This window comes from Acinetobacter sp. 797_lipA (assembly GCF_058243025.1).
The window spans coordinates 1,424,806-1,447,727 of record NZ_JBZAYQ010000001.1 but is presented as its reverse complement, the minus strand read 5'-3'; the positions used below and the strand labels follow the sequence as shown (position 1 = coordinate 1,447,727).

Below are 22,922 nucleotides of genomic sequence, written 5' to 3'. Positions count from 1 at the left end.
TCAATTTACAGTAAGGTAATCGCTAAGGAATATGACTTAGGGAAGAACATGCAGCATTTGGACTTTGCACTCATCGATCCACACATCCACCAGTGGGACCCCTATAACACGCCACATGCAGCGGCTTTGGCAGTTAAATTATTGGGTAAGCATCCTAAGCTTTTGGACAAAATGGTTCGTTTAGGGAAACCTAAAGACCTGATTGAAACCATCGGTCTAACCCGTCATATTACACGTCCGTATTTGCCCCAAGACTATAAACGCGATACTGGCCCATACACAGTAGAACAAGTAGTGCATGTAGAAGCCAGTTGGCATCACAGCAAAGGCAAAGGTGTGGTTGAGGAAACTCAATTTATTGAGTCTTTAGCTTTTGGAGCCGATACGGTCAAATTGGGTGGCATTGTCGCAACAGCTGATCCACGTGATCGTAACTTTAAAAAGATCCTAAAATTACACCATAAAGCTTCACCACACTTTCGTGGTATTCGTAAAATGGCGTCTTTTCATGAAGACAAACAAATCCATGCGTGGACAGATGAGCCACACTTATATCGCAATAAAAAATTTCTCAAAGGCTTCGAAGTGCTGTCCCAATACAACTTGAGTTTTGATGCTTGGGTTTATTCCACACAGCTTGAAGATGTGATTTATCTGGCCAAGCAGTTCCCTGAAACTTCCATTGTGCTAGACCATCTAGGTACACCCGCAGGTTTATTTGGTCCAATTGGTGCAAATACAGGGATGACACAAACGGCGCGGGAAAATATTTTCTTTCGTTGGAAAGACGACTTAGCTGAGCTTGCAAGCTGTCCAAACGTCTATACCAAAATGTCAGGACTCTTCATGCCTGTATTAGGACATCGTTTTCATAAAGAAGACCGACTGGCGTCCAAACAAGAAGTCTTTGACCTTGCACATCCCATGATTACACATGCCCTCGCCTGTTTTGGAACCTATCGGGTGATGTTTGCCTCTAACTTTCCAATGGATTCGGTCAGTACATCGTTAGTGAATATTATCGATGCATTTAGTGACATCGTCGCAGCCTATGACCCTGATGCTTTAGAGCGCGTATTCCATCACAATGCCAAACAGTTTTATCGGCTTTAATTGAAAAAATAAGAAAACTAATTTCTAAAAGCTATAACAAAAAGAACCCCTCAATTTTGAGGGGTTCTTTTTAAATGAAAACTGAAATCTTTACTTTTTCAGCGCTGGTTGCGCTTTGCCATATTGGTCAGCCATCACTTCAACCAACTGATCCAGCTTAATATACTTCTGAATCACCGCATCAACATCGGCTTTACTAATTTTGGCCAATGCTAAATCACGCTGTTCGCGATCCAGTAAAGTACGATTACGCTTCATTTGAGGAATCAACATGCGATGGATATTGCGACTATCTTCAAGTGCAGTCACACGCTTTTTCAAAATATCGGCCTTGGCAGCTTCCACTTCCTGTTCAGTAACGCCTTTTGCCAGTAACTCATTCAACACTTTATAGACCGCTTGAGACACTTGAGCCGATTTGCCTGCGCTATAGTTTGCATCAATCGTCAGTGCTCCTGACTCCGTCCAGTCATCCAGCGAAATGCTGCTGCCAAAACCATAGACCAAGGCATTCTTTTCACGTAGCTCTTGCGCCAAACGAGATGATAACTGCGACTCACCTAAGATATGCTCAAGTACCTGTAAAGCAGGTGCATCTGGGTGGTATGTGCCCACAGGGAACGTCATAATGCTCTGATAGCTACCAAACTCACGCTGCTCTGACAGTGCATGTACACGCTGCGCTTTATATGCAGTAAAGTCAGAAGTAATCCGCTGATAAGTCGCTGCCGAATTCCAGTTTGCAAAAGCCTGATTTAAAGTCTTTTTCATCTTTTTCGTATCAATCACGCCCGTTACCGAAATTTGTGCATGATTCATCGCAAAAAACTGCTGATACAACTGTTTAACCTGCGCTTGTGTTGCGGCCTGATACTGCTTCTTGACATATTCAGGCTCAAAGTGATGTCGAATATCCCCAATTGGATAAGTTTCAAGTAAACGAGCAATGGTTAAAGCTGCTACAGTTTCAGGTTCTGTATAGGGTCGGTCTAGACTTGCTAAGCTTTGTGACTTAATCAAATCAAACTGGCTTTGTTCAAAGGTTGGATTTTTAAGTACATCGATCACGAAGTTAAAAAATTCATCAAACTTTTCTTTCTTGGCCACGATTGAAATATTAATCCCATTGCCATTACTTGAGGCACTTGCTCCACCACCCGCATCAATCGAATGATCGGCAATATCTTGCAAACTATATTGAGTTGATGCTCTGAGCAATAAATAAGAAGTCAGATCTAACAACTCTGCTTTATTAAACAAACTTTCTGCAGTACCAAAATCAATCGAAATGGTGGCATAAGTCTTATCATCACGCGTGCTACTTGGGTACAGCGCATATTGCATGCCATTTTTTAACTTGCCACGCTGAATTTGTTTTTCAGCACTTTCTAAATATTGCTTTGAGCTTTTTACATATCCAGCCACTTCTGCCTTATACGCACTGACATCTTTCAATGGTTCTTCAGCCACGGCTTGTTGGTCTAAAGTTTTTGCTGGGGTCGCTGCTGCCGCTTGTTCAAGTGCTTTTTTCTGATCTTCTGGGGTCGGTAAAATAGTGCCTGAAATACGATGCTCGGGTACTAAAAAGTCATCTAAACGTTGGTTCACATCAGTAACGCTGAGCTGTTGTAACTGTTGCTGATCTTTAAAGTATTGTGTCCAATCACCATTGGCAGAAACCACGTAGTCACTGAGCATACCACCGACTGCCGTTGCGCTGCTGAACATGCTTTCTTGGGCATTTTTAATCATGCTCTTCACACGGTTGAGCTCAATCTCGTTGAAGCTTGGTGTCTTTTCTACTCCAGCAACCAAAGCCGACTCGACTTTTTTCACATCATGGTTGGGTGCATAAACTGCGCCCATAAACACCATATTGAAATCTTGGTCTAACCATGTGGTCGACTGAACAGCTGTCGCCGTTCCCGTTTCTACAATGCTTTGGTACAAATGTCCACTTGGTTGCATGGTGTATAAATACGGTGACACCGCCAGCGCAGTCTTAATGTTCTCATTTTTACCATTCAGATAGATATTATATTTGGCGAAATTACTGCCTTTTTTCACCACAAACTGGCGTTCTTTAATCTTACTGGCATCTAAGACAGGCACCTTAACTTTCGCAGGCACAGCGCGCGCTTTAATCGCACTAAACTTTTCATCAATCTGCTTCAGTACAGCAGCTTGATCAAACTTACCCGAAATGACAAATACCGCATTATTCGGTGCATACCAGTCACGATAAAACTTATTCAGTTCAGCCATTTTGATTGACTGTAACTCGTTTAAATCACCAATCGGTAAACGCCCTAAATATTGATTACCATAAGCAGACTTCCACATCTGATCCATGAGTACCGAAAAAGGCTGATCCATACGGACTTCACGCTCGCGTTTTACAATCGCGATTTCAGATGGTACATATTTTTCTTGGAGCACCAAGCCGTCCATACGCTCGGCTTCAAGATTAATCAGCTCATTAATCGCATTTTGTTCAGGACGAACTACATTAATATATTTGGTTGAATAATAGTCCGTGCTGGCATTATTCATTAAACCGTATTGATCTAAACGGCGTTGAAACTCGTCCCCTGGAACATTTTTAGTCCCCTTGAACGCTAAGTGTTCCAATAGGTGCGCTAAACCGCCCTTACCTTTTGGGTCGTTCAATGAACCAGTCAAATAGACCATGTTCATATACACTTTATTTTCTTTATCGTTTGGCGCAAGAATAATGCGTAAACCGTTATCTAATTTATATTCTTCAATTTTCTGTTCCGATTTTACCAATACGGGTTGTGCCCATACTGTGCCCCCAAAGCCAAGTAGCAATACCGACAAACTCAATGTTTTAAAACGCATAAACATTATTTTTCCAAATAATTCGACAAAATATGAATGATTCTCAACATCATAGAGGAAAGTGAAATTATTTTTATAGTAATTTGGTGAAAAATAGCATTTTAATCAATGCTTATTTTTCACCAGTAGTTTTAATTTAAGAGAATTACAACTTAATCTAAGTAAAGTTCAGCCGTCATATATAACTTGGCATAGCCAGAAATTTGGATTCGTGTTTCAGACTGAATATCACAGTAAAGCAATCCTCCACGGCTCGATGCCTGATATGCAAGCAATGAGGTTTTACCCAACTTCTCCGCCCATAGTGGTGCAAGACCTGTATGCATGGAGCCTGTCACAGGGTCTTCATTGATGCCTTTATGCGGTGCGAAATAACGCGCGATATAATCATAGTCTTGAGACGTTGAGGTCATGATAACATCCAAGTTTTCGGCAGTAATCGCAGTACTGACTTTGTGCTTTTCTGCCATTTGACGAATTTTATCCAAGTTCGGTTTTGCATCCTTAACTGCCTGCTCAGACTCACACACTAAAATATAAGCCTGTGGGTTTAAATAGACTTCTTTAATTTCACAATCGACCAATTCATGAATTTCCGCAGGATAGTCTTCTAACTTTTGCGGTGCACGAATTGGAAAATTCATATGAATCTTGCCATCAATATCTTGATCAATGATAAAAACACCCAAGTCTTTGACATGAAACTGGATACGTTTAGCATCGGTATAATCCCGAAACAGGACGAAACTACTGGCTAAAGTCGCGTGCCCACAAAAGTCCACTTCAACCTGAGGGGTGAACCAACGAATTTCATAGTTTTCAGCATCAATGACTTTCACAAAAGCTGTTTCTGCCAAATTATTTTCCAAGGCAATATTCTGCATCAAATCTACTGCTAACCATTCATCACGTACAATCACAGCGGCAGGATTACCTTTAAATAATTCAGTTGTAAAGGCATCGACTTGATACATTTTCATCGTTTTTCTCCTAAATTGAAGCTTTATTTTGCAAAAAACTGAGTAAAAAAGTAGATACAGTTTTTCGTCATTTATGGATACACGCCCAATAAAAAGAAGCCTAATCATTAAGATAGGCTTCTTTTCAGTTCATATGCTATATATTTTTCAGCTTAGACTTCTTTTAAGTCCACATTGTCTTGCTCAAAAATAAGCTTATCGGTTTGACCTAAGACTTGGCTGGTCACGACACCTGCGGTCATAGAACCATTCACATTCAAAGCCGTACGACCCATATCAATTAAAGGCTCAATTGAAATAAGCAGTGCAACCAAAGTCACAGGCAAACCCAGCATCGGCAGGACAATCAGTGCTGCAAATGTTGCTCCACCACCTACACCTGCTACCCCAATCGAGCTCAAGGTCACGACACAAACCAAAGTCAAAATCCAAAGTGGATCGAGCGGATTAATGCCCACTGTCGGTGCAACCATAACAGCCAACATCGCAGGATATAGCCCCGCACAGCCATTTTGCCCAATGGTCGTACCAAATGATGCTGAAAAGCTGGCAATCGACTCTGGTACACCCAGACGTCGTGTTTGCGCTTCAATATTTAAAGGGATACTGGCAGCACTTGAACGGCTAGTAAACGCAAAGGTCAGCACAGGCCAAACCTTTTTAAAGAACTGAATTGGGTTCACACCTGTGAGCGCCAAAATCACGGCGTGCACGATAAACATAATCGCCAAACCGATATAAGACGCAACCAAGAAACCGCCTAAGTTTAAGATGTCTGCCATTTTAGAGTTGGCCACAATATTGGTCATGAGTGCGAACACACCATAAGGAGTGAGCATCATAATTAGACGCACCAACTTCATGACCCACGCTTGCAAGATGTCAATTGCAGACAACAGTTTTTGCCCTTTCTCAGCATCCGCTTTCATTAGGTTCAAGCCTGCAATGCCTAAAAACACTGCAAAAATGACTACACTGATAATTGAGGTTGGATGTGCCCCTGTCAGCTCGGCAAAAGGATTGCTCGGAATAAATGACAGAAATAAATCAGGCACTTGTAAGTCAGCGACTTGCCCGACATAGTCAGTTTGAATCGTATTTAAACGTTCAGTTTCTTGTGTGCCTTGGACCAAACCTGCCGCAGTTAAGCCAAACAGATTGGTCACCACCACACCGACAAATGCAGCAATCGCTGTAGTAAATAGCAAAGTCCCAATACTGATAAAACTAATTTTACCCAATGAACCTGCATCGTGCAGCTTAATCACAGCGCCTAAAATGGAAACAAATACCAAAGGCATCACCACCATTTGTAGTAGTTTGACATAGCCTTTACCGACCAAATTAAACCACTGTACCGACTCTTGCAGTACAGGCGAATGCGTACCATAAAACCCATGTAAAGCGAGGCCAAAAACAATACCAAGACAGAGACCTGCCAGTACTTTCTTCGCTAAACTCCAATCGGTTTTACGGGTTTGGCCCAGTAAAAAAAGCAATGCAATAAAAATGATGACATTGACGATTAAGGGGATATTCATATTGTTTCCCTAAATGATGCTGTCATAATTATAAATCAAAATTTAAACGGGCTTACTGTTTTGCGCCATATTCCACGCTGAATGTACAAATTTAGACTGAATTGGCAGTTTTAGAATGTGGTATAAAGCATTTAAACGGCTGTTAAAGTGTTCTTTTACATGAATCAATCTCTGCTTAATCCTCACATTCTGCCCGTCCCTTTAGAAAAAGCATATCGGCTACTCAACCACGGCCCAACCGTGCTGGTTTCCAGTCAAGATGATGAAAGCACCGATGTCATGGCCGCGGCTTGGGCATGTGCCCTAGAGTTTAACCCCGCCAAAGTGACGGTCGTACTCGATAAATCTACAAAAACCCGCAGTATTATTGAAAAATCAGGCTTGTTTGCGCTGCAAGTCCCTACACTTAAACAACTAAAAATGGTCTACGCACTGGGCATGATCAGTCAATATGATGCACCTGAAAAGTTACGTCAGTGTGGGGTCGAACTTTTTCAGTTTGATCACAGCTCAATTCCAGTGGTTGAAGGCTGTAGTGCATGGATTCTATGTGAACTCATTCCTGAACCACATAATCAACAGCAGCATGACTTGTTTATTGGCAAAGTCATTGCCGCTTATGCAGATGATCGTGTTTTTAGAGATGGGCATTGGTACTACCATGAAGCCACAGATGAATGGAAAAGTATCCATCATGTTGCAGGCGGACACTTTTATACCATTGGTGATGCAGTGGATATCAATCAACTCAAAGATACTGATTAAATTGACTGCGCCTTTACTCCGCTCGACTAAAGGTGGACATCACCCGATTGTTTTATTGTAAATTTCATCTTATAGTTCAAGTGTATTTTTGAAACAAATAGTCAAATTATGATGAACAGGACGTTCTCAAGCACCGTACAACTGAGTCTCTTTCTCTGCCTGAGTATGTGCTTGGGAATTGGCATCTTACGTTTTTCTTATACCGCTCTACTGCCGTCCACTCGCGAAGCCTATGAATGGTCACACAATTTCGCCAGCCTACTCGGTAGCGCCAATCTGCTGGGCTATCTGATCGGCGCATTTTGGGCGATGAAGTTGCCACAAAATGTAAAAATGCCGATCTATATCATTTTTGCTGCGCTCTTTGGTTCAATCAGCCTGTTTGCCTGTGCATTTGCGCATTTTAACGAAGTTTGGTATTTGGTGTGGCGCATCATTTCAGGTATCGGCGGTGGTTTGCTGATGATTCTATCGCCCAGTATTGTGGCACAGTGCAGTGAGTTACAGCACCGTTTTAAAATTAACCTAATTGGATTTAGCGGAATAGGAATTGGTGTATTGGCAGCCACGCTGTTTATGCCGTATTTAGACCGTATTGCAATCAGTAGCGCATGGTTCATTCTCTGTGGCTTTGCATTTGTCATTACGTGGTTATTATGGATACTGGTTCGTCCTTTCCAAAAGCAACTGCACAGTATCCCTACAAACCAACCCCAGACTCATACAGTGAATAAAATTTACTATAGCTTACTCATTGTTTATGCCTGCAGTGCCTTTGCGTATATTCCCCATTCTTTGTTTTGGATTGATTACTTAAGCCATGTGTTGACGCTGAATTTATATTGGATCAATTTTAACTGGATTTTATATGGCTTAGGCAGCGCTTTGGGTGCAGCGACAGCTTATGCTTTAGCGCGTAAATTTGGCAACTTTCTGGCTTTAAAGATTTTATACAGTGTCTATATTGCGGCAGTTTTTATTGCGGTTCTGAGTTTCTCACCTGTATTTACGCTCCTGTCTTCATTTCTCACAGGCCTACTGAACCCTGCGGTGGTCTTTCTCACCTCCTACACCATCTTACAACTCTACGGCTTGGCCTATAAAAAACTGTGGAGTATGGCGACACTCAGCTTTGCAACGGTACAACTGGTCGGTGGCTTAAGTTTTAGTACCTTGCAGCATTTTGGTTGGTCATATCACTTTCAGTTTATGCTTGCTGCGGGAGTCCTCGGTTTAGGAACATTGCAACTATTTTACTTTACTCGTACGACATCCACCTCCAATCCAACAACTAAAAAAGAGGCCTTTTAATCCTTCACATAGAAGGAAATCGAAAAAGAGTTGTAGGTTCCGTTATAGAGGGCCGTCCATGTTAAATACGTAGTGATATTCTTAACTTACTTTTAAATATTACAAATGTACGGTTTAAGAATAAGAAAAGAACCCAATTGATGAGCCATCTATGACCAATACAATGGACGCATTCGAACTTTTACAGCGGTAGATCAAAGCTCTGTTATTTCAACGCATTTAAAGTTAAATACGGATAAGGATTCACAGCTCCTTTTCCAGTCCTATAAATTCCATAGTGCAAATGTGGTGGCGTGTTCTTGGCATTGCCAGTGTTCCCGACATAGCCCAACACTTCTCCCACTTCAACCCAATCACCCGTTTGAATATCAGGTGCATAAGCATCTAAATGTGCATAGTAGTGACGGCTTAAGTTTGGTCCCATTACCCATACCACTTGTCCACCTAAACTATTGAGGCCGACATCCAAAACAATGCCTGATGTAGCACTTAAGACAGGTGTACCACGTTTAGCAAAGATATCAATACCTTGATGTGTTCGGCCCTGACCACGTGCAGCCCCCCAAGTGTCCTGTATGTGCTTATGACTTACACCTTGTACAGGCACATTTAAGTTTTTCTCTAAAGGCGTCTTATATAACTGCCAATATAAATATGGATAACTCAAACCTGCTGCTTCACCCGAAACGGGTGGCTGACATCCACTCATCAGCAGACTTATACTTAAAATAGCTCCACTCAGAACTAAACGAGGCATGATTCAACTACTCAGCTAATTTTTAGATATTAAAATAAGGTAAAGTTACCTTTTCATACTAAATGCCTCATATATTGAAAGATATCTTATATATGTAACGGCAAAGCCCTCATATAAAATGAGGGCTTTGCTTCAAATAAACCACGTAAAACTACTTACGCTTCTTCAGTTTTTTCTCTAAGGCTTTCAGCTTAGACTGATGCTTAGAGATTTTTTTTAAACGTGCTTTGATCTTCTGTTTTAATGTTTTCACAACATTATTCGACATAGGGTCCTCCTTTGGTTCAACGCCCTTTGATCGATTCTTCCTTGAAATGCCTTTAACATTCGTTCATGAAATAGCAATACGCCTAGCGTTGTTGCTGATCTGGGTTCGGTTGGTTTTGATTCGGCTGTTTTTGCTGGCCTTGATTTGGTTTGGGTTGTTGTTGCTGTTGTTGCTGGTCTGGTTGTTCTTGCGGTTGATTTGGTTGTTGTTGACGTTGCTGCTGATTGTTCTGCTGTTGATTTTGTTGATTAGCCATGAGACTACTCCTTTATCATCTGCCGTAACATTCGACAAAGACCACCATACATCACTCAGCTAAAAACCCAAGCTATAAGCTGTATCAAAGTACTTCATTGTAATTACATATATAAATTGTGGTTAAGAATCAACTCTCCGTTTTATTTAACCTTACCTATACTCACTGAAAGCACGAATCCTTTAACCTAGTTTTACATTGCAAATATATTTCCAGGCCTATTTTCAACACAACAAAAGAAAACCCACAGCATGTGCGGGTTTCTACCGATTCAGCTTAAAGTTTATTCCATATTCGCAATAATAGCCTCACCAAACTCTGAACAACGCAATAAGGTTGCATTCGGCATTAATCGTTCAAAATCATAAGTGACTGTTTTCGCCTCAATTGCCCCTGAAATCCCCTTAATGATCAAATCTGCCGCCTCTATCCAGCCCATATCTCGTAACATCATTTCAGCAGAAAGAATAATGGAGCCTGGGTTGACTTTATCTTGCCCGGCATATTTTGGTGCTGTTCCATGCGTGGCTTCATAAACAGAAATCGCCCCACCAATATTCGCACCCGGCGCAATACCAATCCCTCCAACTTCAGCAGCCAGTGCATCAGAAATATAGTCGCCATTCAGGTTTAAAGTCGCAATCACTGAATAGTCCGCAGGACGCATTAAAATCTGCTGCAAGAATGCATCGGCAATCACATCTTTAATGATAATGTCTTTACCATTTTTTGGGTTTTTAATTTTTACCCATGGCCCGCCATCAATGAGCTCACCACCGAAACGGTCCATCGCAAGCTCATAGCCCCACTCTTTAAACGCCCCTTCGGTATATTTCATGATATTGCCTTTGTGAACCAAGGTCACACTCGGCTTATCATTATCAATCGCAAATTGAATCGCTTTACGCACAAGACGCTGCGTTCCCTCTTTCGATACAGGCTTAATCCCAATACCACAGTTATCTTCAAAGCGGATTTTAGTCACGCCCATTTCTTCTTTGAGGAACTTAATCACTTTCTTCGCTTCAGGAGAGTCGGCTTTCCACTCGATTCCTGCATAAATATCTTCTGAGTTTTCACGGAAAATAACCATATCGGTCAGTTCAGGATGCTGAACAGGTGATGGTACCCCTTCAAACCAACGTACGGGGCGTACACAGACGTACAAATCTAATTCTTGGCGTAGCGCCACATTCAAAGAGCGAATCCCCCCACCAACAGGTGTAGTTAAAGGGCCTTTAATTGAAACCACAAACTCGCGTAGCGCATCAAAAGTTTCTTCTGGCATATAAGAGCCATAAATTTTATTGGCTTTTTCACCGCAGTAGACTTCCATCCACTCAATCGAGCGTTTACCACCATATGCTTTTTGTACTGCAGCATCCACTACAGTTTTCATGGCTGGTGTAATGTCAACACCAATACCATCGCCTTCAATAAAAGGAATAATCGGTTGATTTGGAACATTTAATGATAAATCTGCGTTTACGGTAATTTTACTACCATCCGCAGGAACGATGATCTTCTGATAACCCATTTTGCAGGCGCTCCCTTTTATTATAATTGGCAAATTTAAAAAATAATTGCCGATAGACAATACTTTCCACTCTTCTTATCGCATAATAGCTTAATCGAATTCCGCTGTTTTTGAGATTTATACGAGAAATAACTACATTTCTCTATTAAATAAATCTTGATATTTCTTATTTTATGTAATTACAGAAGTTATTGACTATGAAAATCGTCATCCTGAATAAGCCCTATGACGTCCTCTCCCAGTTCCGTAAAGATGAAGCACATATGACGATGTCTGACTTTGTCAGCGACTCTACTTTGCGCTTGGCTGGTCGTTTGGATATGGACTCTGAAGGCTTGGTATTTTTAACCGATCATGGTGGTTTGAACCAATACATCACCAACCCTGCCAATAAAAAATTTAAAACGTATTTGGTTCAGGTCGATGGTGATGTAACTGAAGAAGCCCTTGAGCAGTTGCGTAAAGGCGTGGAACTGAAAGATGGTATGACTTTACCTGCCGAAGCATCTAAAGTTGAACAACCTGAGTGGTTATGGGATCGTGATCCTCCTGTACGTTTCCGTACGTCTGTGCCGACTTCTTGGGTCGAAATTTCAATTTGTGAAGGCCGTAACCGTCAAGTACGTCGTATGACTGCTGCTGTAGGTTTTCCTACTTTACGTTTAATCCGTACTAAAATTGGTGCAATTGATTTGGTTCAAATGGGTTTACAACCAGGTGAATCCAAAGAAATCGAACCACTTTTATACCCTGACTTTCAAAACATTCCTGCGGAAGAACCTTACCGTTCACGCTCTTATGTGAAAAAACCGGGTGGTACAGGTGGTAAGCCTATGGTTCGTAAGAACAAAGATGGTTCTGTGAAAAAGTCAGGTACAAAGCGTATTTGGCAAATGGATGATAGTGAGAAACCAAAGCGTAAAACCAATGGTACAACACGTCCTAATACGAAAGCTCCACGTGGTCGCGGACGTAATGGTCGTTAAAAAATTAAGTATTTTAAAGCCCACGAAAGTGGGCTTTATTTTTTCAGAAAAAATTCTGCACCAAACTGTAATTCATTACGTTTATAGATTAACAATTTAAGTTCTTTGTCTAAATTTTTGCCATTCTTACAAATAAATCCCATATCAAGCTCAACGAATAATTCCTGTTCACGATTTAATACATCAATCTGTAAATCCGCTAAATCAAAATCAATACTTTGAATATTTCCTCTTGCGATATGATCAACTTTTACCACTATCAATTTCTTACCATTTTCTTTTATTTTCAAATCAAAAATTTCTTCGCCAAAATTTATTAAATTAAAAGTAATTCTAACCAATACATTTTCATTAGAATTTAATAAATGTTTATTTTCAGAATTCCTTTCAACTTCTCTGCCTAATACATTAAATACCTCAGCATCAGAAATAATAAAGCGTGGTTCCAGTAGGTTCTGTTGCTCTTCATATTGCTTCTTTTGGATATTAACAAGTTCTGTTTGCTGTTGAACACTCTCTTTCATCTCTTCAATCTGAAGTTGCAACACCTTTTCTTGTTGTTCTAGAGCTTTCGTATTTTGATCTAACTGCTTACCTTGCTGAACATACCCTAGAATTAACCAGAAGAAAGCAACAGGTGCAAAAATACCAGCAAGAAAATCACCCAAAGCATTTAATTCAATTGGCAAGCTATAGCCATTACTTTGAGTAAAACCATAAATTCCTAGAAACCAAATCAAAGTAACTATTACCCCAAAAACTAAACTCTTTTTATTCATCTCTCAATTAAATCACTAAAGCATTATTAAATTATAGTTATAACAAATATCTGATTTTTTTAATATAAAGCATAAAATACTATTAAAAAAAGCCGATGCATATGCATCGGCTTTTTCACTTCATCGGTAAATTTACCGATTTAGTTTTGGCTTAGATCACTTCAAGTGCAGCGTTCAAAGTCTCGCTTGGACGCATTACAGCATTTACTTTAGCTGTATCTACAGCATAGTAACCACCGATGTCAGCAGCTTGACCTTGAACTTGTGCAAGTTCAGCAATGATCTTGTCTTCGTTTTCAGCAAGTGCTTTCGCAAGTGGAGCAAACTTCGCTTTCAAATCAGCATCTTCATCTTGTGCAGTAAGCGCTTCAGCCCAGAACTTCGCTAAATAGAAGTGGCTGCCACGGTTATCTAACTCGCCAGTACGACGTGATGGAGACTTGTCGTTATCAAGTAATTTTCCAGTCGCTTGGTCTAAAGTCTTCGCCAGAAGTTTCGCCTGAGCGTTATCTTCTTTAATGCCTAGCTCTTCTAAAGAAACAGCAAGCGCCAAGAACTCACCTAAAGAATCCCAACGTAAGTGGTTTTCTTCAACAAGCTGTTGTACGTGTTTAGGCGCTGAACCACCCGCACCAGTTTCGTACATACCACCGCCCGCCATTAACGGAACGATAGACAACATTTTCGCTGAAGTACCAAGTTCCATAATTGGGAACAAGTCAGTCAGGTAGTCACGTAGGATGTTACCCGTTACAGAAATCGTATCTAGGCCACGCGCTACACGTTCAAGTGTATAACGCATTGCACGTACTTGAGACATGATCTGAATATCTAAACCAGCAGTGTCGTGGTCTTTCAAGTATTTTTGTACTTTCTTGATCACTTCATTTTCGTGCGGACGGTATGGGTCTAACCAGAAGATTGCTGGTATACCCGAGTTACGAGCACGGTTTACTGCAAGTTTTACCCAATCTTGAATCGGTGCATCTTTCACCTGACACATACGCCAGATGTCGCCTTCCTCAACATTTTGAGTCATTAACACTTCGCCAGTTTCTAGGTCAGTGATGTTTGCAACACCCGCTTCAGACATTTCGAAAGTTTTGTCGTGCGAACCGTATTCTTCAGCTTTTTGCGCCATCAAACCAACGTTAGGCACAGTACCCATCGTACGTGGGTCAAAGTTACCATTCCACTTACAGAAATTGATCATTTCTTGGTAGATACGCGCAAAAGTTGACTCAGGCATTACTGCTTTACAGTCATAAGGTTTGCCGTCAGCGCCCCACATTTTACCGCCACCACGAATCATTGCAGGCATTGAAGCATCTACAATTACGTCGTTTGGTGAATGAAAGTTTGTGATGCCTTTCGCCGAATCAACCATTGCAAGTGCAGGACGGTGTTCTTGGCAAGCGTGTAAGTCTTCGATGATTTCTTCACGTAAAGATGTCGGTAAAGTTGCGATCTTCTCATAAAGACCAGCCATACCATTGTTTACGTTAATGCCTAGCTCATCGAACAATTTACCGTGTTTTTCAAAAGCATCTTTGTAGTAAATTTTCACACAGTGACCGAAAACGATCGGGTGTGAAACTTTCATCATGGTTGCTTTAACGTGTAAAGAGAACAAAATGCCCGCTTCTTTACAATCATCAAGTTCTTTTTCATAGAAATCGCAAAGCGCTTTCTTGCTCATGAACATTGAGTCGATGATTTCGCCGTCTTGAAGTGCAACTTTTGACTTCAGAACAATCGTTTCACCAGACTTGGTGATGAGTTCCATTTTCACATTACGTGCACGGTCTAAAGTCATCGATTTTTCACCATGGTAGAAGTCGCCTTCATCCATGTGAGAAACGTGAGTTTGAGACCATTGCTTCCACTCGCTCATAGAGTGCGGGTGTTTTTTCGCATAGTTTTTCACTGCAGCTGGTGCACGACGGTCAGAGTTACCTTCACGCAATACAGGGTTTACAGCTGAACCAAGACATTTGCCATAGCGTGCTTTAAGCGCTTTTTCGTCTTCAGTGGTTGGGTTTTCAGGATAGTCAGGAATCGCGTAGCCTTTTGATTGAAGCTCTTTGATACATGCTGTTAACTGAGCAACAGAGGCACTAATATTCGGGAGTTTAATGATATTAGTATCTGGATCTTGGGTAAGACGACCTAGTTCTGCAAGATTGTCTGGGACTTTTTGCTCTTCTTTTAGGTATTCAGAGAATTCTGCGAGAACACGTGCGGCAACAGAGATATCAGTTTTAACGATCTCTACACCAGCAGGTTTAGTAAAGGTCTCAATGATCGGCAGTAGCGAATAAGTCGCTAGCAATGGCGCCTCGTCGGTCAGTGTGTAAATGATGGTTGACTTTCCACCAGCCATATATAGCCCCTTGCGTTAGATTGAGTTTTTTAGGGTGATGAGCTTTTGGCTCAACCCCTGCGAACCGATGTGCTTGAATAAAACCCTGAAAGTATCGTCCCTCAGGGCTTTACAGTCAACGTAATATCCAGTGATAACGACATTTCGCCAGAAAATACCACTACAGCCTTCGTTTTTCAAAATCACGTCTTTCCACAAGGCTTTAGCTTTTGCTTAGCAAATAAACAAATTTTTTAGCGAAATGTGTTATTTACCTCATTTAAACGAGAACATCAGATACTTTTCACATAATACAGTCTTCAAATCCTTTTTATAGTCTTATAGCCCTACATGCATCAGAATGACTTTTTTCAGCACTAAATTTAAATCGGCAAAGCAATCCAACATGCCGCAGCTTAAATATTGATAAATAAACCATGTACTCGTACTCCTCCATTTTTACATTTTTAAACCTATGTTTTTTATAGGGTTGGTTAAACTGAATCTTTTTCCTGCAACGGTAAGGGTCAATTCAATGCTAAAAATGCTGCTTTCGCTCATTGGACTTGGTTTTTCTTCTTGGTGTTTTGCTCAAAATCCATTGAGCGTCCATGTGCTGAATTTGGAAAATGGTCTCCCTTCTGCCAATGTCAAAGTGACACTTGAAGCCCAACAAAATGATAAATGGACAGAAATCAGCTCAAGTACGACCGATGACCAAGGTCGAATCAATGATTTATATCCCAAAGATACGACCTTACAAAAAGGTGTATACAAAGTTACCTTTAAAACGGGTGATTGGTTTCGCCAAAAAAATCAGCGCTCATTCTTTCCAGAAGTGCCCGTGGTATTTGTAATTGATGGCTCATTAGATCATTACCATATTCCTCTGTTAATTAGCCAATATGGCTATTCCACTTACCGTGGTAGTTAATGCAATAAATAAGCGCATAAAAAAACCGATGTCTAGGCATCGGTTTTTGTCTGTACAGAATCAAATAAAGTGGCTTAGGGATTAAGCCTTGAACCACTTCTCTGCTTTTGCTTGGTCTTCAACTTTCAATTCAACTTCAGTCAGCTCTGAGCCAGAAGCTTTTACGTCAAAGCTCATCAACTCATCACGGCGGAATGCCAAAATGCTATATATACCTTCTTGCTTGGCATACTTTTCTATCAGTTTCACCGTTGCTTTGAGACCATCAATCGCAATGATCACATCATGGGCAGAAAGGCCAGCTTGAGCCGCAGCGCCATCACGACGTGCGCTTTGCACCAATACACCTTCTGGCTTTTCTACAAGCTTTAAACCTAACGGTAATGACTTATCATTTTTCAGGCTATAACTTAAACCAAACTCAGGGAAAAGTTGATCCAGCGGTAACTCATCTGTGGTGTTAATTAAGTGATTGATTTGCTCAATCCAGTTATCACCTGTCAGCTCATTACACAACTCAACAATCGTACGCTCATGTACTTGTATGCCCTTTAGCGCGTTCTCATAAAGTTTATGCATAAGTGCATCTAGACTTGAACCACGTAAGCGCAAACCTAAGTCTAAGCATAGTGCAACCAAACAGCCTTTGTTGTAATAGCTGGTGCCTGCATTGTTCGAGTTTTCATCCTGACGGTAAAATTTCACCCATGCATCAAAGCTAGACTCAGACACAGACTGAACAAAACGACCCGGATTTTGCAAATATCGATCAATCTGAGTTTTGAGTAGTTTGATATATGAGGCTTGGGAAATCACACCACTACGCAGCAAAATCAGGTCATCATAATAAGACGTGAAACCTTCAAAAATCCAAAGCAAAGAGGTATAGCCTTCTTTGTTGAGATCATAATTGACAAAGTTTTCAGGACGAATGAATTTGACCAACCATGAGTGGAAGTATTCATGACTACATAAACCTAAGAAGCGTTGATAGTCTTCAGACGGCTCTTCAGGCTCATTGGCTTTTGGTAAGTCTTCACGTGGACTAATCAAGCTGGTTGAATTTGGATGCTCCAAACCACCATAACTATTTGCTGTTGCCATCGTCATAAAGGTGTAGTTTAAAAATGGTGCTGAGCCGAACATTGAAATTTCTGTTGCACAGATTTTTTCAATGTCTTGCTGCATACGTGCAGCATTCATGGCATGTTTACCTGACACCACAAACTCATGTGGGATGCCATTGGCTTCAAAACCAAAACGAGTCTGTTCTGCCAACTCAAATGGTGCATCAATTAGCTCGGCATAGTTTTTGGCTTTTAAAGTAAAACGACCTTTAACGAGGCTTTTTGAAGCCATACCGGTGGCCAATTGGAAGTGTTTTAGCTCATCAGGAAGGAACAATTCAACTTCAACTGCTTTGTCCTCTTGACCCTCCAAACCTAAGCAAGCACATGCAGGGTTTACATATAAACGGTTTTGATCTACATACGCACCGCGCACCGACAGATCGTAGGCATAGACATCATACTCAACCGTAATCAATTCATGGTCAGTATTAAAAAGACGCCATTTATTCTTTTCAAATTTTTGAATTTCTAATAAACGCCCTTCTTCATCATAAGCACGAACCGACTCTATATGCTTTGAAAACTCGCGAATGAGGTAACTACCCGGAATCCAAGTCGGTAATGAAAGTACCTGTGTTGGGTCTGCTACAAAACGTAAAGTCACGTGTATAAGGTGTTGACGATAATCGTCAAATTCGATCTGATAATGCAACATAATGGGCGATACAAAATAAAATGAAATGAGTTATAACTTAGCTTAGCATTATTTACGCCAGTTTTGCGTCACAGTCACATTTGTCTGCATTTTTGACTGGTCATTGAAGTAAAAAAGGCATAGCATTTGCAGCTGTTTTAAGTTTAAAAGTCACGGAATGGCTTGGTTAGGGAATTTCATTGAAAGCTGTCATCTACTTCATCGCTACACTCTTCGCCTTATGTTCAAGTTTCACTCAAGCGGCATTGCTCAACATTGTTCCTGAAACAGTTGAAGCTCAAGCTTGGACAGTTTTTGACAGCCAATCGGGGCAAGTCATTGCAGAGCATAATAGTCATGTTCAACGTGCGCCCGCTTCGCTCACCAAAATGATGGTGGCTTATATTGCACTCAAAGAAATTAATGCAGGGAAGCTCAATAAGAGCGAAATTCTTACCGCAACACCTGTGGTCAGTACGGTGATGTGGGATGAGTCCCAAATGTACTTAAAACAAGGTGAACAGATTTCTGTGGATCAGCTTTTAGCGGGTTTAGTGGTCATGTCTGCCAACGACGCAGCAGTGACTTTAGCGGAACGCATCTCTGGTGATATTCCAAACTTTGTTGCACGAATGAACCAAGAAGCCAAAGCACTGGGAATGACTGAAACGCATTTCCAAAACCCTGCGGGTATCACCATGCCAGAGCACTATTCAACTGCACATGATTTAGCGCTATTAGGCCAAGCCTTGGTGAATGAAACACCAGACTATTTACACTATTCAAAACAGCAAAGTTTTAGCTATAACCAACGCTTTCACCGTGCAACCAATATTCTGTTAAAACAAGACCCGACAGTAGATGGCTTAAAAACAGGTTATACCAAAGCAGCGGGATATAACTTAGCACTGACAGCAAACCGCCCGACCATGAATCCAGACAATCCAAACCGTCGCTTGGTGGTCATCGTTTTGGGTACAGAAAGTGCAGCTAAGCGTGCTGAAGTTGCACACAACCTCATGAATTTGTCTTATACCTATACTCGTAACGAAGTTGCGCTGAAAGATAAGCAAATTATTGCTGAACTGCCTGTAGTTAAATCGACATTGAAAATGTTCAAAGTGGAAAGTAAGCAACCGAAAATTGTGACTACATCACTGTACGATCAACCATATGCCATTGACTTACATGCCTTTGACCAGACCAACCAACGCATTATGCTCAATACAGGCAATGGTACTATTCAACGCATTGATCCATTAGAGTCCACAAAAACGCATTTCAATATTGAAGTGTTGCAAAACAAGCTGACCGCTCCGCTGGCTGAAGTGATGCAACTGGCGAAAGTGCAGGTCTATCAAAACAATCAGCTCATTCAAACGTTTACCATTGAAGAAGATGTACAAATTGAAGAAGCCAATATTTTCCAGCGTCTAATGTTTTGGTTCAAAAGCTTGTTTCCATTTTTATCAAGCGATGAACCTAAAGTAAAAACCTATACACTCGGTTAAGTTCGAGCAGTATACCGAGTTTTATACTTTATGTAACTTGTAAGACAATCTAATTATCAATAAATCAAGAAGATGGCATATTCAATGTCATCTTCTTTTTTTTAATAATAAATAGGTTGCTTCATATGGCTGTACAAACAGAACAAGTGCCACACCATATTGTTATTATTGGCGGTGGTGCTGGTGGTCTAGAGTTAGCAACGCAACTCGGTGACAGCTTCGCAAAATCCAAGTGGGTGAAAATCACCCTCGTCGATCAAAACCTCACTCACATCTGGAAACCCTTACTCCACGAAATCGCGGCAGGTACACTCAACCCAAGTGTTGAAGAAATTAATTATTTTGCACATGCTTCTAAACATCATTATGAGTTTGTTTTGGGTCGTTTTGTTGGCTTAGATCAAGAACATAAACAAGTAAAACTTGAAGCACGCCAATATGCCAAACAAAGCACGGAAACCACGCAGTTTGAACTCAACTACGACACCTTAGTCCTAGCAGTCGGTTCGACCTCTAACGACTTTGCGACCGAAGGCGCTAAACATTACTGCCATTTCCTCGACAGTCGCCAGCAAGCTGAAATTTTCCAGCAAGACCTTCTACATTTGTATTTAGATGCACAAAACCGTCCCGAAACACGCGCACTCAATATTGCGATTATTGGTGCAGGTGCCACAGGAGTCGAGCTTGCTGCCGAATTGGTCCATGCGAAAAGTACCTTTTTTAAATACGGTCTCAATAAAATTGACCCAAATAAAGTCAAAGTGACCTTGATTGAGGCAGCGGATCGTATTCTTCCCGCCCTATCCACCAAAATGGCAAATCACACACATACCCAATTGGAAAAACTTGGCGTTGAAGTCCTCACCCATCACCGTGTTGCCAAGTTAGATAAAGACCATGTCTATTTTGCTGACGGCTCACAAATCGATGCCGATCTAAAAGTCTGGGCGGCAGGCATCAAAGCACCTGTCGTTTTAAATGCGCTTGAAAGCTTTGAAAAAGATGCGATTGGACGTCTTAAAGTCTATGCGACTTTGCAAACCCGTTCCGACCCCAACATTTTTGCCTTTGGTGATTGCGCCCACTGCCAGCCTGCGGCCGATGAACCAGTCCTTGGCCCACGCGCTCAAGTGGCCAGCCAACAAGCTGCCTTTTTGGTTCGAGCGCTCAAAGCGCGCATTCGTGGTCAGTCTTTGCCGATGTTTAAATTTTCTGACAAAGGCTCTTTGGTTTCCCTAAGTCAATATAAAGCTGTGGGCGAGCTACTGGGCCAAGTCAATGTGCAAGGCGTGCTGGCAAAAACCATGTATGTTTCTTTATATCGACTCCATCAGGCCACCTTACATGGCTATACCCAAGCTGGGCTGATGACTGCAAAAGACCTGATGAATAAAAAAGTCGGTCCGAAAATAAAATTGCATTGAAATCTAAAAATGCGTCCCCACTAATAAAAAAACGCCATAAGAACGTGGAAAATGCAGTTTTTTTGCTAAATTTAGTCTACAAAAGCTGCTTTTCACTTTATGATATACCCCTTAAATTCTAAATGAATGGACGAAAAACATGACTGCTATCGCAAATGATCACGTGGTTTCTTTCAACTACAAATTGACTAACGCTGAAGGCGAAACGCTAGACCAATCACAAGGTGAACCACTTGCATATTTGCACGGCGCAGGTAACATCATCCCAGGTTTAGAAAATGCATTGCTAGGCAAAACTGTAGGTGAAAAATTCACTGTTACTGTTCCTGCTGCTGAAGGTTATGGCGAATACAACCCTGAACTCGTTCAAGAAGTTCCAGCGCAAATGTTCCAAGGCGTAGACAACATCCAAGCGGGTATGCAGTTCCAAGCTCAAACTGATGATGGCGTTCAAATCGTAACTGTAAAAGCAGTTGAAGGCGAAAACGTAATTGTTGATGCGAACTTCCCACTTGCTGGTCAAGACTTAACTTTCGAAGTTGAAATCGTAGAAATCCGCGATGCAACTGAAGAAGAATTACAGCACGGCCATGCGCACGGTGCTGGTGGTCACCACCACTAAGATTTAACATCTTAGAAAAAAGGGCGAAAGTTAAACTTTCGCCCTTTTTTTATTTTTGAATACTTGGCAGAGTAAAACTTGAAGTGCGACATAAACCACCTAATTAATTTAAAGAGTTTATGGAGTATATAAAATTGTCATACCATCATCTTAACTTTGAAGATCGTACTGCATTAATGCTTGAGTCAAGAAAAGAAGGCTTTTCAGCCAGAAAATTTGCTGAACTCATTAAAAGACATCCTAGTACGATCTATCGTGAGCTTAAAAGAAATAGCATCAATGACGTTTATCAAGCTCAATATGCTTCTGATAACACCTTCGCTAGACGTAGACGTGGTCACATAAAACTCAAAATCGATTCAATCCTCTGGAAATTTATTGTTGAAGCGATCCGTTGTTTATGGTCTCCTCAGCAAATAGCAAAGCGTTTAAAGAGATTTCCTGATTTGGATCAAACAATGAATGTAAGCCATACAACGATTTATTCAACGATACGAGCATTACCAAAGGGTGAGCTGAAAAAAGACTTACTATCCTGTCTGCGACATGAAAATAAAAAGCGAAAAGCTAACGGTGAACCTAAAAAAGATTCTATATTACAGGATATTAAAACTATTCATGAGCGCCCAACCGAAGTTCAAGAAAGAAAAATACCGGGTCATTGGGAAGCCGATTTAATTAAAGGTAAAGACAATAAAAGTTCGATAGCAACACTTATTGAACGAAAAACACGGCTCTGTATCTTGGCAACATTACCTGATGCAAAGGCAGAATCAGTGCGCAAGGCTTTAACTGAAGCTCTGAAATATTTACCCGCAGAACTGCGTAAAACATTGACCTATGACCGTGGACGTGAGATGTCAGAACATAAAATCCTCGAAGAAGATTTAGGCATAGATGTATATTTCTGTGACCCACATTCGCCATGGCAGAAAGGCACATGCGAAAATATGAATGGTTTAATTAGGCAATATTTACCTAAAGGGATTGATTTAAACCAGGCAGATCAGCATTATTTAAATCAAGTTGCCATGTCACTGAATACTCGCCCTAGAAAAGCGTTAGATTGGCTTACACCATTAGAGAAATTTGCTCAGCTTGTTGATTATCATAAGGCTTTTGAAACTGTCGCACCTCATGTTTGAAT

The 22,922-nt window shown here is 41.0% G+C and carries 18 protein-coding genes; 9 read left to right on the top strand and 9 right to left on the bottom strand.

The window, feature by feature from the left end; genetic code table 11:
- Positions 1-48 precede the first annotated feature (48 nt).
- Positions 49-1,113, top strand: coding sequence for an amidohydrolase family protein (locus tag AC4CU2_RS06975; protein WP_490768512.1), 1,065 nt, complete (start codon positions 49-51; stop codon positions 1,111-1,113).
- 90 nt (positions 1,114-1,203) lie between these two features.
- On the opposite strand, the gene AC4CU2_RS06970 is transcribed toward AC4CU2_RS06975, so the two are convergent.
- The 3 genes from AC4CU2_RS06970 to AC4CU2_RS06960 all read right to left on the bottom strand — a co-directional run bounded on the left by AC4CU2_RS06970 (position 1,204) and on the right by AC4CU2_RS06960 (position 6,496).
- On the bottom strand, positions 1,204-3,981 hold the full coding sequence (locus AC4CU2_RS06970) for a M16 family metallopeptidase (protein WP_490768511.1): 2,778 nt from the start codon (positions 3,979-3,981) through the stop codon (positions 1,204-1,206).
- Between the two features lie 146 nt (positions 3,982-4,127).
- Complete coding sequence (locus tag AC4CU2_RS06965) at positions 4,128-4,955, bottom strand: PhzF family phenazine biosynthesis protein (protein WP_490768510.1); 828 nt, start codon at positions 4,953-4,955, stop codon at positions 4,128-4,130.
- Between the two features lie 152 nt (positions 4,956-5,107).
- Entirely contained in the window at positions 5,108-6,496 is a 1,389-nt protein-coding gene (locus AC4CU2_RS06960; RefSeq protein WP_490768509.1) for an L-cystine transporter, read from the bottom strand.
- A 159-nt stretch (positions 6,497-6,655) separates the two neighbouring features.
- On the opposite strand from AC4CU2_RS06960, the gene AC4CU2_RS06955 reads away from it, so the two are divergent.
- The gene (locus AC4CU2_RS06955) at positions 6,656-7,261 is read left to right on the top strand and encodes a flavin reductase family protein (RefSeq protein ID WP_490768508.1); all 606 of its coding nucleotides are present in this window, start codon (positions 6,656-6,658) and stop codon (positions 7,259-7,261) included.
- A 108-nt stretch (positions 7,262-7,369) separates the two neighbouring features.
- The gene (locus AC4CU2_RS06950; protein WP_490768507.1) at positions 7,370-8,572 is read left to right on the top strand and encodes a YbfB/YjiJ family MFS transporter; all 1,203 of its coding nucleotides are present in this window, start codon (positions 7,370-7,372) and stop codon (positions 8,570-8,572) included.
- Between the two features lie 205 nt (positions 8,573-8,777).
- On the opposite strand, the gene AC4CU2_RS06945 is transcribed toward AC4CU2_RS06950, so the two are convergent.
- The 3 genes from AC4CU2_RS06945 to icd form a co-directional block, all read right to left on the bottom strand.
- Positions 8,778-9,329: a M23 family metallopeptidase gene (locus AC4CU2_RS06945; protein ID WP_279745894.1), complete on the bottom strand. Its 552-nt coding sequence runs from the start codon at positions 9,327-9,329 to the stop codon at positions 8,778-8,780.
- Between the two features lie 350 nt (positions 9,330-9,679).
- Positions 9,680-9,853, bottom strand: a complete 174-nt coding sequence (locus tag AC4CU2_RS06940; protein ID WP_004696738.1) for a hypothetical protein — start codon at positions 9,851-9,853, stop codon at positions 9,680-9,682.
- Positions 9,854-10,136: 283 nt separating this feature from the next.
- Complete coding sequence (gene icd, locus AC4CU2_RS06935) at positions 10,137-11,390, bottom strand: NADP-dependent isocitrate dehydrogenase (protein ID WP_201706564.1); 1,254 nt, start codon at positions 11,388-11,390, stop codon at positions 10,137-10,139.
- A gap of 197 nt (positions 11,391-11,587) precedes the next feature.
- Here icd and AC4CU2_RS06930 point away from each other — a divergent pair, with 197 nt between their 5' ends.
- The gene (locus AC4CU2_RS06930; protein ID WP_279744228.1) at positions 11,588-12,376 is read left to right on the top strand and encodes a pseudouridine synthase; all 789 of its coding nucleotides are present in this window, start codon (positions 11,588-11,590) and stop codon (positions 12,374-12,376) included.
- Between the two features lie 35 nt (positions 12,377-12,411).
- On the opposite strand, the gene AC4CU2_RS06925 is transcribed toward AC4CU2_RS06930, so the two are convergent.
- Both AC4CU2_RS06925 and AC4CU2_RS06920 read right to left on the bottom strand, forming a co-directional pair.
- Positions 12,412-13,155 carry a hypothetical protein gene (locus tag AC4CU2_RS06925; RefSeq protein ID WP_234963783.1) on the bottom strand — a complete coding sequence of 248 codons (744 nt, stop codon included), beginning with the start codon at positions 13,153-13,155 and terminating at the stop codon, positions 12,412-12,414.
- 151 nt (positions 13,156-13,306) lie between these two features.
- Complete coding sequence (locus AC4CU2_RS06920) at positions 13,307-15,538, bottom strand: NADP-dependent isocitrate dehydrogenase (protein ID WP_490768506.1); 2,232 nt, start codon at positions 15,536-15,538, stop codon at positions 13,307-13,309.
- Positions 15,539-16,052: 514 nt separating this feature from the next.
- Here AC4CU2_RS06920 and uraH point away from each other — a divergent pair.
- Positions 16,053-16,451: a hydroxyisourate hydrolase gene (uraH, locus tag AC4CU2_RS06915; RefSeq protein WP_279678268.1), complete on the top strand. Its 399-nt coding sequence runs from the start codon at positions 16,053-16,055 to the stop codon at positions 16,449-16,451.
- An 81-nt stretch (positions 16,452-16,532) separates the two neighbouring features.
- Here the strand turns inward: uraH and AC4CU2_RS06910 are convergent, their stop codons facing one another.
- On the bottom strand, positions 16,533-18,236 hold the full coding sequence (locus tag AC4CU2_RS06910) for a M61 family metallopeptidase (protein ID WP_490768505.1): 1,704 nt from the start codon (positions 18,234-18,236) through the stop codon (positions 16,533-16,535).
- A gap of 179 nt (positions 18,237-18,415) precedes the next feature.
- Between AC4CU2_RS06910 and AC4CU2_RS06905 the strand changes: the two genes are divergently transcribed.
- The 4 genes from AC4CU2_RS06905 (at position 18,416) to AC4CU2_RS06890 (ending at position 22,920) form a co-directional block, all read left to right on the top strand.
- A complete protein-coding gene (locus AC4CU2_RS06905) occupies positions 18,416-19,726 on the top strand; it encodes a D-alanyl-D-alanine carboxypeptidase PBP6B (RefSeq protein ID WP_419282386.1) in 1,311 nt (436 codons plus the stop codon).
- Between the two features lie 125 nt (positions 19,727-19,851).
- Complete coding sequence (locus tag AC4CU2_RS06900; RefSeq protein ID WP_333640122.1) at positions 19,852-21,153, top strand: NAD(P)/FAD-dependent oxidoreductase; 1,302 nt, start codon at positions 19,852-19,854, stop codon at positions 21,151-21,153.
- Positions 21,154-21,292: 139 nt separating this feature from the next.
- A complete protein-coding gene (gene slyD / locus AC4CU2_RS06895; protein WP_004696728.1) occupies positions 21,293-21,775 on the top strand; it encodes a peptidylprolyl isomerase in 483 nt (160 codons plus the stop codon).
- A gap of 119 nt (positions 21,776-21,894) precedes the next feature.
- A complete protein-coding gene (locus tag AC4CU2_RS06890; RefSeq protein WP_490768283.1) occupies positions 21,895-22,920 on the top strand; it encodes an IS30-like element ISAba125 family transposase in 1,026 nt (341 codons plus the stop codon).
- Positions 22,921-22,922: the final 2 nt, after the last annotated feature.